This is a genomic window from Streptomyces sp. NPDC047028 (assembly GCF_040644095.1).
Lineage (GTDB): Bacteria > Actinomycetota > Actinomycetes > Streptomycetales > Streptomycetaceae > Streptomyces.
In genome coordinates this window covers 128,704-142,734 of record NZ_JBEYVS010000016.1, presented here as the reverse complement: position 1 = coordinate 142,734, position 14,031 = coordinate 128,704, and the positions used below count along the sequence as shown (strand labels likewise).

The 14,031-nt window shown below is 74.1% G+C and carries 11 protein-coding genes; 3 read left to right on the top strand and 8 right to left on the bottom strand.

What is annotated here, in order from left to right; genetic code table 11:
- Positions 1–132 precede the first annotated feature (132 nt).
- Positions 133–1,875, bottom strand: a complete 1,743-nt coding sequence (locus ABZ854_RS16835; RefSeq protein WP_361210738.1) for a pyruvate dehydrogenase — start codon at positions 1,873–1,875, stop codon at positions 133–135.
- An 80-nt stretch (positions 1,876–1,955) separates the two neighbouring features.
- Positions 1,956–3,551 carry a protein phosphatase 2C domain-containing protein gene (locus tag ABZ854_RS16830; protein WP_361210735.1) on the bottom strand — a complete coding sequence of 532 codons (1,596 nt, stop codon included), beginning with the start codon at positions 3,549–3,551 and terminating at the stop codon, positions 1,956–1,958.
- Between the two features lie 489 nt (positions 3,552–4,040).
- On the opposite strand from ABZ854_RS16830, the gene ABZ854_RS16825 reads away from it, so the two are divergent.
- Positions 4,041–5,036, top strand: a complete 996-nt coding sequence (locus ABZ854_RS16825; RefSeq protein WP_361210732.1) for a helix-turn-helix domain-containing protein — start codon at positions 4,041–4,043, stop codon at positions 5,034–5,036.
- 71 nt (positions 5,037–5,107) lie between these two features.
- The gene (locus ABZ854_RS16820; protein ID WP_361210729.1) at positions 5,108–5,593 is read left to right on the top strand and encodes a DUF456 domain-containing protein; all 486 of its coding nucleotides are present in this window, start codon (positions 5,108–5,110) and stop codon (positions 5,591–5,593) included.
- A 10-nt stretch (positions 5,594–5,603) separates the two neighbouring features.
- On the opposite strand, the gene ABZ854_RS16815 is transcribed toward ABZ854_RS16820, so the two are convergent.
- The 4 genes from ABZ854_RS16815 to ABZ854_RS16800 form a co-directional block, all read right to left on the bottom strand.
- Complete coding sequence (locus ABZ854_RS16815) at positions 5,604–6,770, bottom strand: GDSL-type esterase/lipase family protein (RefSeq protein ID WP_361210726.1); 1,167 nt, start codon at positions 6,768–6,770, stop codon at positions 5,604–5,606.
- Between the two features lie 799 nt (positions 6,771–7,569).
- A complete protein-coding gene (locus ABZ854_RS16810; RefSeq protein ID WP_361210796.1) occupies positions 7,570–8,982 on the bottom strand; it encodes an AlkA N-terminal domain-containing protein in 1,413 nt (470 codons plus the stop codon).
- 122 nt (positions 8,983–9,104) lie between these two features.
- A complete protein-coding gene (gene rsgA, locus ABZ854_RS16805) occupies positions 9,105–10,211 on the bottom strand; it encodes a ribosome small subunit-dependent GTPase A (protein WP_361210723.1) in 1,107 nt (368 codons plus the stop codon).
- A 360-nt stretch (positions 10,212–10,571) separates the two neighbouring features.
- Entirely contained in the window at positions 10,572–11,294 is a 723-nt protein-coding gene (locus tag ABZ854_RS16800; RefSeq protein ID WP_361210720.1) for an ROK family protein, read from the bottom strand.
- Here ABZ854_RS16800 and ABZ854_RS16795 point away from each other — a divergent pair.
- Entirely contained in the window at positions 11,230–11,559 is a 330-nt protein-coding gene (locus ABZ854_RS16795) for a hypothetical protein (protein WP_361210802.1), read from the top strand. The genes ABZ854_RS16800 and ABZ854_RS16795 overlap by 65 nt on opposite strands.
- A gap of 187 nt (positions 11,560–11,746) precedes the next feature.
- On the opposite strand, the gene ABZ854_RS16790 is transcribed toward ABZ854_RS16795, so the two are convergent.
- Complete coding sequence (locus tag ABZ854_RS16790; RefSeq protein ID WP_361210717.1) at positions 11,747–13,222, bottom strand: PHB depolymerase family esterase; 1,476 nt, start codon at positions 13,220–13,222, stop codon at positions 11,747–11,749.
- A 159-nt stretch (positions 13,223–13,381) separates the two neighbouring features.
- A complete protein-coding gene (locus tag ABZ854_RS16785) occupies positions 13,382–14,029 on the bottom strand; it encodes a 3-oxoacid CoA-transferase subunit B (RefSeq protein ID WP_361210714.1) in 648 nt (215 codons plus the stop codon).
- Positions 14,030–14,031 lie beyond the last annotated feature (2 nt).

The following is a 14,031-nucleotide window of genomic DNA, read 5'->3' as shown; positions in this document are numbered from 1 at the left end:
CCCATGCGCCCGCCGGGCCCGCCGTACCGTGCCACGCGTGGCCCGCGACGGCGGCCCGCCCCGTTCCGGAACCCGGTGTCGCCTGTCCGTCACCGCACGTGAATGTGGCCGGAAACCGCCGTTGCCCGTTCTTCAGAGCCGGGGGACGTTGCGCAGGTTCGAGCGGGCCATCTGGAGCATCCGGCCGACACCGCCGTCCAGCACGATCTTCGAGGCGGACAGGGCGAACCCGGTGACCATCTCGGCGCTGATCCGCGGCGGGATGGACAGCGCGTTGGGGTCCGTGACGATGTCCACCAGGGCTGGCCCCTTGTGCCGGAAGGCGTCCTTCAGCGCACCGGCGAGCTGCTTGGGCTTCTCCACCCGCACCCCGTGGGCGCCGCAGGCGCGGGCGACGGCGGCGAAGTCCGGGTTGGCGTTGGCCGTGCCGTACGAGGGCAGGCCGGCGACCAGCATCTCCAGCTCGACCATGCCGAGCGAGGAGTTGTTGAACAGCACGACCTTGACGGGCAGATCGTGCTGCACCAGCGTCAGGAAGTCGCCCATCAGCATGGAGAACCCGCCGTCGCCGGACATGGAGATCACCTGCCGGCGGCGGTCGGTGAACTGGGCGCCGATCGCCATGGGCAGCGCGTTCGCCATCGAGCCGTGCGAGAACGAACCGATGATCCGGCGGCGGCCGTTGGGCGAGATGTACCGGGCGCCCCACACGTTGCACATGCCGGTGTCGATGGTGAACACCGCGTCGTCGTCGGCGATGTCGTCGAGGACGGCGGCCACGTACTCGGGGTGGATCGGGATGTGCTTGTCGACCTTCCGGGTGTAGGCACGGACCACGCCCTCCAGGGCGTCCGCGTGCTTCTTCAGCATCCGGTCGAGGAAGCGCCGGCTGGTCTTCTCCCTCACCTGCGGGATCAGGCAGCGCAGGGTCTCGCGCACGTCGCCCCACACGGCGAGGTCGAGCCGCGAGCGGCGCCCGAGGACCTCGGGCCGTACGTCGATCTGCGCGATCTTCACATCATTGGGCAGGAACGCGTTGTACGGGAAGTCGGTGCCGAGCAGGATCAGCAGGTCGCACTCGTGAGTGGCCTCGTAGGCGGCGCCGTAGCCGAGCAGACCGCTCATGCCGACGTCGTACGGGTTGTCGTACTGGATGAACTCCTTGCCGCGCAGGGCGTGTCCCACCGGGGACTTGATCCTTCCGGCGAACTCCATGACCTCGGCGTGCGCGCCCGCCGTGCCGCTGCCGCAGAACAGGGTGACCCGCTCGGCCGCGTCGATCATCCGGGCGAGCCGGTCGATCTCGTCGTCGCCGGGCCGGACCGTGGGCCTGGAGGTGACCAGCGCGCTCTGCTGGGACCTCTCCGGGGCGGGCTCGGCGGCGATGTCGCCCGGCAGGGACACCACGCTGACGCCGCGCTGCCCGACCGCGTGCTGGATGGCGGTCTGCAGCAGCCGGGGCATCTGCTTGGGGCTGGAGATCAGCTCGCTGTAGTGGCTGCACTCCTGGAACAGCCGGTCGGGGTGGGTCTCCTGGAAGTACCCCAGGCCGATCTCGCTGGAGGGGATGTGCGAGGCGAGGGCGAGCACGGGCGCCATGGAGCGGTGGGCGTCGTACAGGCCGTTGATCAGGTGCAGGTTGCCCGGGCCGCAGGATCCGGCGCAGGCCGCCAGCGTCCCGGTGATCTGCGCCTCGGCGCCGGCCGCGAACGCGGCGGTCTCCTCGTGCCGTACGTGGATCCAGTCGATGGCGGAGCTGCGGCGGACGGCGTCGACGACCGGGTTCAGGCTGTCGCCGACGACGCCGTAGAGGCGGCGTACTCCGGCGCGGACGAGGATGTCGACGAACTGCTCGGCGACGTTCTGCTTGGCCATGCCTGTCCACTGCCCTTCGGTGTGCGCGGATGCCTGGAGGCCCCCCGTGCCTCAGGTCCATGGAGGCACACCGGCCGCCGCTACGCCTCCCACACGGCGGCCGCCGTACGGTCGTCCGCGTACCCCTTGACCCGGACCTGGGCGTCCGCGAGGAACTCGGCGAGGCCGGGCGGGGCCGGGCAGGACCAGCGCCGGGCCAGGTAGGCGCACAGGGCCGGCTCGCCGCGCAGCGGGTCGGACAGGCCGCCGGTGCACATCACCAGCGCGTCACCCGGCCGGGCTACCGAGGCGCGGAACCGGAAGGGCGCGCGGGGCGGCGCGGGCGCGGGCTCGTACGGGCTCGGCGGGGTCGGGATGCCGAGGTCCATGGTGAGCCGGTCCCCCTCGGGGGTCTCGGCGGGCGCCGAGCCGAAGCCGGCGGCGGTCCTGCCGGCGGGACCGCCCGGGTCGGCGGCCGGCGGCAGCGGTGGTTCGATGTCCTGCCACTCGCCGCCGCGCAGCCGGAACAGTCCCCCGTCGCCGACGCCGAAGAACACGCGGGTCCGGCAGGCCGGGTCGGCCGGCAGCAGCAGACAGCGCAGACTCGCCGCGTACTCCTCCGGGTCGAGGCCCTGCTCGACCGCGCTCGCGCGGAGCCTGCCGAGGCTGCGGTCGGTGAGCCGGTGCAGCCCGGACTTCAGCTCGCCGCGCCGGGCCGCCCGGATGTCCTCGCCGAGCCGCTGGTGGCTGCGGCCCACGGCCCGCCCGATCAGCCGGCACGCCTCGGCCGCCGCGCGGTGCGCGCCCGGCGTGGCGCGCGCGCCGGTCGCCATCGCGACGAGCACCAGCGCGTGCTCGCCCGAACCGAAGCGCGCGGTCAGCAGCGCGTCCCGGCGCGGCTCGCCCCGGTAGCGCGCCGAGTCCCCGCGCAGCGAGACGGCCCGCACGGTGCACGCCCCGTACCGGGCGCCGTCCAGCACGGTGTCGGCGACCAGGTCGCCGAGTTCGTCCGGGTCGGCGGCGGGCAGCGCGGTGGGTTCGGCGTCGTAGGTCGGGGGGCCGGAACCGACGTAGTCGACGGATGAGGAGGGTGGAGCAGCCGTGAGGGCCGCGGGGAGGCCGGGCTCGGTGACCGGGGCGGGGGCTTCGGGGCGATCGGGGTGGGAGGTGGGCGGGGCGGACGCGAGGGTGGTGGCGGCGGGCGGTCCGGGGTCGAGGGTGAGGGCGGGCAGTCCGGGGTCGGCGGGTGCCTCGGACGACTCGGGTGCCTCGGGTGCCTGGAGTGGCTCGGGCGGTTCCGGTTCGCCCGGGGGCTTCGTGAGCGCGGTGGGCGCCGGGGCAGCGGGCTGCTCGGGCAGGGCCTGGGATTCGGCAGCGGTCAGGGGCTCGGGCGGCGTGGTAGCCGCAGCCGTCGGTTCCGGCGAGGGCGGCGGCTGCGAGGGCGACGGGATGTCAGGAGGTGTGGACGTGCGCTGGGGTGGGACCGCCGGTTCGCGGGGCGGGCCCTGTGCGGGTGCCGGGCGGGCGGGGCCCCGCTCTCCGCGTCCTCGCCCCGTCACCGTCCTCTTCGCCGAGGCGAAGCGGTCGTCCAGGGAATCAGGAGCCGCTGTGGGCCCCGTGTCCTCGGTGGAGTCGTCGTACAACTGCCCCCACCAGTCGTCCTCATGACGGGCGGACGTACCCCCCTGCTGGCTCATGCCCCTGATTGTCCACCGCACGGGCCGGATGAAAACGGGCATCGGGAAATTCCGGCGCTTCAGGACCCGTTCGGGACCCGTCGAACGGCGTGTCGGGTGAAGGAGTGAACTGCCGTGCGAACTGTGGCGCGTGGCCGCCGGGCGGTCCCACCCCCCACGGGAGGACCGCCCGGCGACATCGGGAGTGACCCGGCACCGGATCCCCTACGCGCACGCGCGCGCGTCCGGGCCGGATCACCGTGTGCGGGACCGGTCGGTGAGAACGCCGGTCGCATGGCCGGATACCGGCCTGTTTCCCTGGTCTCGGAGGTCCGTGCGGACCATGGCCGTCCGCGCCGCACTGACGTCACCTTGGCAGACTGACCGCCGGTACGGCGATGATGTCCTGAGGCGGGTTTGCGCCGTGGCTGTTTTCCGCCACGGCGCGGTCACCGCCGGGGGCATCGCGCGGTGCCGCCGGGCGGGGTGTCGAGGGAGGGCGACGAGTTGATGCTGGCAGCGCTGGGGCTGGACGAGGTCCACGAGGAGGCGTACCGGGCGCTGGTGTCCGTGGGCGCCGCCGACGTCGCCGATCTGGCGCGGCGCCTGACGCTGGGCGAGTCCGACACCGAGCGTGCGCTGCGCCGGCTGGAGCGGCAGGGCCTCGCCGCGCAGTCCTCGGCGCGGCCCGACCGCTGGGTGGCGGCCCCGCCCGGCGTGGCGCTCGGCGCGCTGCTGACCCAGCAGCGGCACGAGCTGGAGAAGGCGGAGCTGGCGGCGGCGCTGCTCGCCGAGGAGTACCGGGCGACGGCGGCGGAGCCGGCGGTGCACGACCTGGTGGAGGTGGTGACGGGCGCCTCCGCGGTCGCCCAGCGGTTCCTGCAGTTGCAGCTGGGCGCCGCCGAGGAGGTGTGCGCGCTGGTCACGGGCAAGCCCGTGGTGGTGTCCGGCATGGAGAACGAGGCGGAGGCGCAGGCGGCGGACCGCGGGGTGCGCTACCGGGTGGTGGTGGAGCGCGAGGTGCTGGGCCTGCCGCACGGGCTGACCGAGCTGACGGCCGCGCTGAACCGGGACGAGCAGGTGCGGGTGGCGGACCGGGTGCCGACCAAGCTGGTCGTCGCCGACCGTTCCCTCGCCCTGGTGCCGCTCACCTCGAAGACGGCCGAGCCGGCCGCGCTGGTGGTGCACGCCAGTGGGCTGCTGCAATTGCTGGCCGGGCTGTTCGAGTCGGTGTGGCGCGAGGCGCTGCCGCTGCGGCTGGGCGCGGCCGGGGTGGCCGAGGAGTGCCCCGATGCCCCGGACCCGACCGACCTGGAGGTGCTGTCGCTGCTCCTGGCCGGGCTGACCGACGCGAGCGTCGCGAAGCAGCTCGATCTCGGCCTGCGGACCGTGCAGCGCCGGGTGCGGCGCCTGATGGAACTGGCGGGGGTGACGACCCGGCTGCAACTCGGCTGGCACGCCTATGAACGGGGCTGGGTGGCGCGGGAGAACCCGCGGGGGGCGTGAGACGGGGGCGTACGCCGGCCGCCGTCCCTCCTTGGTCTGCGGCTTCCCACGCCGTCCGGCACTCTGGGCAGATGGGAGTCTGGGAACTCCTGCTGGTGGGTCTGGTGATCGCACTCGGCGTGTGCGGGGTGCTGGTGCCGGGTCTGCCCGGGGCCTGGCTGGTGTGGGCGGCGGTCGTGTGGTGGGCGCTGTCGGACGCGCGGCCGGTGGCGTGGTGGGTGCTGGTCGGCGCCACCGCGGTGCTGCTGCTGTCCCTGGCGGTGCGCTGGGCGTTGCCGCCGCGCCGCACCCGGGCGCGGGGCGACACCCCGCCGGGCCTGGGGCCGTACGCAGGTGCGGGCGCGTTCCTCGGCTTCCTGCTGGTCCCGGTGCTCGGCGCCCTGCCGGGCTTCCTGGCCGGCATCTACCTGCACGAACGCCGGCGCCTCGGCGGTCACGGCCCGGCCATGGCCTCGCTGCGTACGACGATGCGGTCGGGCGGCGCCGCCTCGCTGACGGAGCTGTTCGCCTGCCTGCTGATCGCGGGTGCGTGGCTGGGCGCGGTGGTGGGCGCCTGACGGGCTCCGGCTAGCGGGAGCCCGTCAGGGCGTCGGCGACGACGCGGGCGACCGCGAGCATGCCGGCGTCGTCGAAGTGCAGGTGGTCGCCGGGGTCGTAGGCGGGCCGGATGCGCCGGGGGTCGGCCGGGTCGCGTACGGCGGCGTCCGCGTCGGCGACCGCGTCGAAGATCGCGCCGTACCGGATGAGGGTGTTGACCCGCTGTCGCAGCGCCTCCCGGGCGGGGGTGTGGGCGGGATGACCACCGTACGGGGTGAGCGTGACGCCGACGACGCGGAGGCCGGCGGCGTGGGCCCGGGTCACCAGGGTGCGGTAGGCGGCCGCGAAGTCGTCGGCGACGGGCGTCTCGGCGGTGCCGCGGATGATGTCGTTGATGCCCTCCCAGACGATCAGCACCCGCGCCCCCGCCCGGTTCAGGGCGTCGGCGTCCAGGCGGGCGAGGGCGCTCGGTCCGACGTCGTCCCGCAGCAGGCGGTTGCCGCCGATGCCGGCGTTGAGGACGCCGATCCGCCGGGCGCGCAGGCGGTCTGCGAGCCGGTCGGGCCAACGGTGGTTGGTGTCGGGGGTGGAGCCGGTGCCGTCGGTGAGGGAGTCGCCGAAGGCGACGACGCTGCCGAGTGCGGTGCCGTGCACGTCGACACCCGTGACGTAGTACCAGTGCCTGGTGGTCGCGGTGTACGCCACACCGTTCACGTCGGCGGCGTGGCCGGCGCCGTTCCGGGCGAGGTAGCTGGTCTGCAGGGCGGTGCCGTGGTCGGTGGCGGGACCGCAGTCGGTGGGGACGAACACGGTGACGAGCAGGTCGGCACCGGCCGGCACGGGCAGTCGGACGGGGTCGGTGAGCAGATCCCGGCCGGGCGGGACGGTGGTGGTGGGGGTGCCGAGGAAGGTGGCCCGGCGCAGGGTGCCGGGGACGGCGTCGGGGCCGGTACGGCGCAGCGCCACGGTGACCGCGCCGAGCCGCAGCGGCGCGGTGCCGAGGCGGTTGCTGAGCCGGATCCGCAGCGAGGCACCGCCGACGCTGAGGTGGACGACGTTGCGGATGGCCACACCGGCCCCGACGGCCGCCGCCCCGGAGGGCGCCGCCTCCCAGCTGCCGCTCCAGACCGGCCCGAGCGGCCGGCCCACGGCGCGTGAGCCCGGCACGGACGTGCCCAGGGCCGCGGCCGCGAGCACGGGCCCGGCGGGTACGGGCGCCCCCGGGCCCGGTTCAGCCCCCGCCGGACTCGCCCACGCCCCGGTCAGCGCCCCCAGCACAACCGCCGCAAGGACCCGCCCGAACCTGACCATCTACGCGCCCGCCCTTCCACTGCCCATCCGGACAGGACCGTGCCACACACCCACGCCACAACACCGGAACCCACCCCCGGTTCCACCCGCTCGGACCAGCAAAAACGAGGGAGCAGCGCCGCCGGGCTCCCGGCCGCGGGGCTCCCTGCCGGCGAGAAGTGAGCCTGGGGCTGCGGTGGTGGATGCCGGGACGGCGAGCGGCGGATGGGGCCCTGGGACGGCAGACTCCCGAGGGCGGGCCACGGCGGCGGGACGCCGGCGACGGCCCTCCTTGCACGCCGGACGGGGTCCTCCGCGAGGTGACGGCCCTCCCCGGCGACTGGGCGGGCTCCGAAGCAACGGCTCCCGGGGCGGCAGCCTCCCGGGCGAAGGGCTCCCGAACGGCGATCCGGCGTCGCGGGCTCTCAAGGGGCGGCCCCCTGAGGGCGCCACCCGGCTACGCGATTCGGGGCGGCGGGCTCCCCGGCGGCGGCCCCCCGAACGGCGCCCCCGGCGACGGGTTCCGGGGCGGCGGGCTCTCGGATCGCGGGCCTCGGGGCACAACAGCCTCCCGAACGGCGCGCTCTGGGGCAGTCGGCTCCCGAACGGCGGCCCCCGAAAGGCATGCTCCGGGTCGGCGGGCTCGCGGATCTCGGGCTCCGCGGCGGCGGCCCCCTGATCGCGGGCTGCGGGTAGCCGTCTCGCCTCAGACGGCCCGCTCCCCCGCCTTCCCTTCCGCGTCAGCCACCCGCAGGTGCTGGGCGGCGTACGAGCGCCACGGGCGCCAGGTGTCTGGAGCCGGGCTGTCGAGTGGGGGGACGTCGGGGTCGGCCAGGGCGCGGATGCGGAGGGCGGTGATGGCGGCTGGGGGGAGACCGGGGAGGGTGCGCAGGGAGTGCTCTGTGGCCTCTCGGTCGGCGCCTGGATCCAGTCGTATCGTGCCGTCGGCGAGGGCCGCGGCGAGGGTGCCGAGGGGGCCGGCCGGCTCGGCCTCGGCCAGGACCGCGGGCTCGGGGAAGAGGTGGGTGAGGGTGCCGCAGGGGGCGTCGAGGGCCTTGCCGTAGCGCCGGACCAGCCGCTCGGCCTCGTCCCGGTCGGCCAGGACCTTCACGGCGGCCTCCAGCGGGTCGACGGCGCCCGGTGAGCGGAGTCCGGGCCGCGCGGCGACCAGTGGTGCGAGGCGAGGGTCGGCGCCGAGCCGCTCGTCGACGGCGTACGGGTCGGCGTCGAGGTCGAAGAGCCGCCGCAGCCGCTGTACGGCGGTCGTGAGGTCCCGCGGGTCGGTGAGCCGCAGCCGCGCGTCCAGCCAGCCGCCCGGCCGGGTGCCACCGCCCGGCCGCTCCGTCCCGCCACGCTCCTCGACGGCGACGAGCGCGGTGCCGTACGGCAGTCGCAGGGTGCGCCGGTAGGTACGGCGGCCGGTGTCGCCGGGCACCTCCTCGACGCCCGGTACGGCCTCCAGCGCCAGCTGGTCGAAGACGGCGGCGGTCTGGTACGGCCCCCGGTACGCGAGCCGCAGCGGAATGCCGGCGCCCGGGGCGGCCCGCCGTGCGCCCCGTCCGCCGGGCGCGGCGCCCCGCACCTCGGTCGGCGTCGCGTCGTACACGGCGCGGACGGTGTCGTTGAACTGCCGCACGCTGGCGAACCCGGACGCGAACGCGATCTCGGTGACGGGCAGGGCGGTGGTCTGCAGCAGCACCCGGGCGGTGTGCGCCCGCTGGGCTCGGGCGAGGGCCACGGGCCCGGCGCCGAGTTCGGCGGTCAGCTGCCGCTGGACCTGGCGGGCGCTGTAGCCGAGCCGGAGGGCGAGCCCGGCGACGCCCTCGCGGTCCACGACGCCGTCGGCGATGAGCCGCATGGCCCGGCCGACGACGTCCGCGCGGACATTCCACTCGGCGGACCCGGGCACCGCGTCGGGCCGGCAGCGCCGGCAGGCACGGAACCCGGAACCCTGCGCCGCGGCGGCCGTCGCGAAGAACCGCACGTTCAGCCGCTTCGGCGTGACCGCCGGGCAGCTGGGCCGGCAGTAGATCCCGGTGGTGGTCACGCCGAAGAAGAACGCCCCGTCGAAGCGCCCGTCCCGGCTCCGTACGGCTTCGTATCCGCTGTCCGCGTCCATCATCACGCCTCCAGTGTGGAACGGGCGGCGAGAACCGGCTGGCGGAAATCGGACACGCAATCCTCCGCGTCCCCTTCCCGGGAGGGGACGCGGAGGCCCACACCGAACGGGCCGGCCCGGCCTCAGCTCCAGCGGCCCCGCTTGGCCTGCATCGCCGCGCGGCCCTCCGCCCCCTTCCGCTTCCAGTCCTTGCGCAGTTCGGCGCGGACCCGGGCGTCGGTCTTGGCGACGATCCACTGGTTCTCCCGGACGAGCTTGCGGTAGCTCTCCAGCCGCCGTACCGGAAGCTCGCCGTTCTCCACGGCGGCGGCCACCGCGCAGCCGGGCTCGCTCTCGTGCCCGCAGTCCTGGAACCGGCACCGCCCGGCCAGTTCCTCGATCTCGGAGAACACCTGCCCGACCCCGGTCTCGGCGTCGAACAGGCCGACGCCCCGCAACCCGGGGGTGTCGATCAGCACGCCCCCGCCGGGCAGGGCGAGCAGATTGCGGGTGGTGGTGGTGTGCCGGCCCTTGCCGTCGACGTCCCGCGCCGCCCGCACGTCCATGACGTCCTCGCCGACGAGGGCGTTGGCGAGAGTCGACTTGCCGGCGCCGGACTGTCCCAGCAGCACGGTCGTGCCGGAGCCGGCCAGCGAGGCGAGGACGTCGAGTCCGTCCCCGTGCAGGGCGCTGACGGTGAGCACGGGCACGCCCGGCGCGGTCGTCTCCACGTCCTCCACGAGGTGGCTCAGCGTCACCGGGTCCGGGACGAGGTCGGCCTTGGTCAGCACGACCACGGGCTGCGCCCCGGATTCCCAGGCGAGTGCCAGGAACCGTTCGACGCGCCCGAGGTCGAGTTCGACGGCGAGGGACACGGCGACGACGGCGTGGTCGACGTTGGCGGCGAGGATCTGTCCCTCGGACCGCTTGGAGGAGGTGGACCGCACGAACGCGGTCCGGCGCGGCAGATACGCGCGGACATAGCGGGGGTTGCCGCCGGGTTCGACGGCGACCCAGTCGCCGGTGCACACGACCCGCATCGGGTCGTGGGGGGTGACGAACGCGGTGTCGGCGCGGACGGTCCCGCCGGCGGTGACGACGTCGCACCGCCCACGGTCGACCCGGACGACCCGGCCGGCCAGGAGGCCTTCCCCGGCGTACGGGGCGAACTCGGACTCCCAGCCCGCGTCCCAGCCGTACGGGGCGAGCGGGTGCGAGGAAGCCGAACTCGAAAGAGAAGAGGAAGACAAGGGGTGACCCTTCACATGGGCGGCCCCGGCACCGCGCACATGGGCGCGAAAAGAGGTGAGGTCAGCCGGCGGCCACGGAGGTGGACTTGATGAACTTCCGGATGCGGGCAGCGCCCATCGCAACGACAGCCATCGGTCAACACCTCCCAGGTCACACCACGAGCAGCAACTGCACGGAGCAGCCACAGGAACGAACGCAACCCTAGCCACCCGATCCGACGATGCACCAGCGATTTTCCAGCGCACCACCTCAGCGTGGCGAGCCCGCACTGGCGCCACTGATCAGCCGAAGGCACCGAGGTGCTGCCCGGCGCGGGGACAGCAGCGCAGGTGAGGGCGTCCGGCCCGTCCGGCGCGGTGTCAGGAAGACGCGCTGGTGGCTTCGGTGGTGTGGGCTCTGTCCGCCGGGACGGCGCTGGGCACCGAAGGGTCGTAGGAGCTCGGGAACTCGAACAGGTCCCGGTCGCTGCGGTCGAGTCCGAGCCGCACCGCGCCGAGAGCCACTGCCTCCACACCGAGTTCCGAGACGCGGACCTCCGGCGGGTCGATGCAGAGGTCCTCCAAATACCGGCGGAGCGGTCCGGTGAGGGTCTCGCCGGCGCGAGAGATGCCACCGCCGACAACGACCAGGTCTGGGTTGACCGTCAGCACCATGGCGGCGGTTCCCAGCGCATAGGTACTGGCGAAGTGGTGGACGCGTTCCACGGCGGACGGTTCGCCTTCGGCGGCCGCGGTGAAGACGTGGGCGACGTCATCGCCGCCGCGCAGCGCGGTGCGGTCGGTTCCGTCCAAGCCGAGGATCGCCAGTCCCGCGATCTCGCCCGCGGCTCCGGCCCGGCCGCGGTGCAGACGCCCACCGAGCACGACGGCGGCGCCGGTGCGGTGCCCGATGAGCAGGTGGATGAAGTCGGCGCTGTCCTGTGCGGCGCCGCGCCAGTGTTCGGCGACCGCGGCCAGGTTGGCATCGTTCTCCACGAGGGCCGGGCAGTCGAACCACCGGGAGACCCTGCAGGGGCTGATGGGCGTGCGACCGAGCGACTCGGGCAAGTCGCTGACCACCACGGCCCAGTTGCCGACCGACATCGGCTGGCTCCAGCTCACTTCCATCCCTCTGGGGCAGAACAAGCTGACGGTACGCCACGACGGCGTCACCAGGTCTCAGCTCACCAACACCTCCGGAAGCGGCAGCGCGACCTGGACGGCTCAGTTCCCCGGCAACCACGGCGCCATCACGGTGAACGGCCAGTCCCGGACCGCGCAGACCACCACGGTCGACGGCAAGACCTTCAGCTATGTCACCGTCACGGTTCCGGCCGGTCAGAGCGCGACAGCCCAAGTCACCGGCTGACCATGCGCCTGGGCACTGCCGGACGAGGGCCGCCACCAGGCCCGCCGTCGCGCTGCCCGACGGACCTGGCACCCGAGCCGGCGGGGGGACCCACCGGGACGGCTGGGGCAGCCGATGGCCGAGCGGACTCCCGGCCGCGTGTGAGACGCGCTGCCGGGAGACCGTGGGCCCGTCGTGGGCGAGTCCGTCAGCACTGCCCGTCGGCGACGACGTAGTAGCCGGGTGACGTCTCGCGCAGGGTGTGCCGCACGAAGACGTTGTAGAGCCCCATGTTCTGGCCGGAGCCGTCGGCGTACGTGGTGCCCATGGTCTGGTGGGCACGTCCCGCCGCCACCTGGCCGTAGTTGCTGTCGGTGAAGCACTGGTCCGCCGGCGCACCGGTCGTGGTGGCCACGACTCCCGGTGAGGGGGTGCCGGGCCGGCCGGAGAAGTCGACGGCCGCCACGGTGTACGTGTAGGCCGTGCCCGAGGAGAGCCCGGTGTCGGTGTACGTCGTGCCGGTGACGGCCGAGGCGGTGACCTTCGTGCCGTCGCGGTAGACCGCGTAACCCGCCGCGTCCGGCACGGCGTTCCAGCTCAGGCCGGCCGAGTCGGCCGTGGTGCCGGTGACCTTCAGGCCGGTGGGCGCGGGCTGCCCGGTGCCGGTGGTGCCGTCGAGGCCGAAGAAGTGGGCCGTGTAGTAGCTGGAGCAGATGGCGTCGGGGTAGTAGGTGCCGGTCGTGCCGCACTGGTCGGTGCCGGAGCCTGGGTGGACGGCGAGGCCGTGCGGCATGCCGGAGACGGAGAACGTGGCCACTGCCGGGGTGCCGTCGGCGGCGGCGTAGATCCGCTCGGTGGTGTCGCCGGGCAGCGACTGGGTGCCGGACGGGGTCTGAGAGATGCCCCAGACGTTCGTCCAGCCATTCATGCTGTACGTCATCTCCGCCGGGTTGACGGTGGTGTCGGAGCTGCCCTGCCAGATGGCCACCCGGGGCCAGGGGCCCTCGTAGCCGGGGTGGGAGCCGCGGATCAGGTCGCCCCACTGCTGGACGGTCCTGCTCGTCGTGCCCGACGTGCAGTTGGTGTTGAAGATGCCGGTCGTGGAGCACTGGGCGGCCGGGCCGGAGTCGATCGAACCGGCGGCGAAGACGTCGGGGTAGTCGGCGAGCAGGTCGGCGGTCATGCCGCCGCCGGCGGAGAGGCCGGTGACGTAGATCCGGGCCGGGTCGACGTGGTACGTGCTCTCCGCGTACTCGATCATCTGGTGGACGGACTCGGCCTCGCCCTGGTCCCGGCCGTCGTTGGACGGGGTGCCCCAGTCGAAGCAGTTGCTGATGGGATTGGAGACCGAGGGCTGCTCGGGGAGGACGAGCGTGAAGCCGTACAGGTCGGCGTACTTGGGCCAGCCGGAGTGCGTGTAGTAGTCGTTCGCGCTCTGGGTGCAGCCGTGCAGGGCGACCACGAGGGGCGCGCCGTCCTGGATGCCGGCGGGCCGGTAGCTGTACATGTTCAGGCTGCCCGGGTTGGAACCGAAGCCGGTGACCTGGGTGAGGCCCGGGGCGGCCGAAGCGGGCGTCGTGGCGGCGGCGAGCCCGGAGAGCGGCAGGAGGAGGCCGGCTGCGAGTGCGGTGATCCTGCCGCGCAGCCGGGCACGCCGGGAGCGGTGCCGCGTGGGGAGTGTCATCGTGTACTCCTGGGTGGGGTCCGGTGGGGAGGGGCCAGGATGGCGCCCGTCCCCGGGTGCGCGTCATGTGACGGAAACCCAGTGCTGGGTGGGGAGTTGTGGGGGGTGCACCCATTGGCGCCCGGCGACGCGCGCCGGCGCCCTGCGGCACGCGGCCGCTCAGGCCTCCGCGGCGTCCAGGAGGAGCAGGCGCGCGTCCGTGGCGTCGACGACGTCCTCGATGCTGGTGCCGGGTGCCAGTTCGACGAGGTGCAGTCCGTCCGGGGTGACGTCGATGACCGCCAGGTCGGTGATGATCCTGTCGACGACACCGCGTCCGGTGACGGGCAGCGTGCACTCGCCGACGATCTTCGGGGAGCCGTCCTTCGCGGTGTGCTCCATGACCACGACGACCTTGCGGGCGCCGTGCACGAGGTCCATGGCACCGCCCATGCCCTTGACCCTCCGGCCCGGGATCATCCAGTTGGCGAGGTCACCGCCGGCGGACACCTGCATGGCGCCGAGGACGGACACGTCGATGCGTCCGGCGCGGATCATGCCGAAGGAGGTGGCCGAGTCGAAGCAGGCGGCTCCCGCCCGGACCGTGACGGTCTCCTTGCCGGCGTTGATGAGGTCCGGGTGCTCGTCGCCCTCCTCGGGGTAGGCGCCGACACCGAGGATGCCGTTCTCGGAGTGCAGAACGACGTGGATGTCGTCGGGGAGGTGACTGGGGATCAGCGTGGGCAGGCCGATGCCGAGGTTGACGTAACTCCCGTCGGAGAGTTCGCGGGCGGCGCGGGCGGCGAGCTGGTCGCGGGTCAGGGCCATCG

What these genes read in the sequence shown, in the direction of transcription:
- ABZ854_RS16835 (WP_361210738.1), bottom strand. Translation starts at nt 1,875, where the DNA reads ATGGCCAAGCAGAACGTCGCCGAGCAGTTCGTCGACATCCTCGTCCGC.
- ABZ854_RS16800 (WP_361210720.1), bottom strand. Translation starts at nt 11,294, where the DNA reads ATGTCGGTCGGCAACTGGGCCGTGGTGGTCAGCGACTTGCCCGAGTCG.
- ABZ854_RS16785 (WP_361210714.1), bottom strand. Translation starts at nt 14,029, where the DNA reads ATGGCCCTGACCCGCGACCAGCTCGCCGCCCGCGCCGCCCGCGAACTC.
- ABZ854_RS16810 (WP_361210796.1), bottom strand. Translation starts at nt 8,982, where the DNA reads ATGGACGCGGACAGCGGATACGAAGCCGTACGGAGCCGGGACGGGCGC.
- ABZ854_RS16795 (WP_361210802.1), top strand. Translation starts at nt 11,230, where the DNA reads ATGGGCGTGCGACCGAGCGACTCGGGCAAGTCGCTGACCACCACGGCC.
- ABZ854_RS16825 (WP_361210732.1), top strand. Translation starts at nt 4,041, where the DNA reads ATGCTGGCAGCGCTGGGGCTGGACGAGGTCCACGAGGAGGCGTACCGG.
- ABZ854_RS16830 (WP_361210735.1), bottom strand. Translation starts at nt 3,551, where the DNA reads ATGAGCCAGCAGGGGGGTACGTCCGCCCGTCATGAGGACGACTGGTGG.
- ABZ854_RS16820 (WP_361210729.1), top strand. Translation starts at nt 5,108, where the DNA reads ATGGGAGTCTGGGAACTCCTGCTGGTGGGTCTGGTGATCGCACTCGGC.
- ABZ854_RS16790 (WP_361210717.1), bottom strand. Translation starts at nt 13,222, where the DNA reads ATGACACTCCCCACGCGGCACCGCTCCCGGCGTGCCCGGCTGCGCGGC.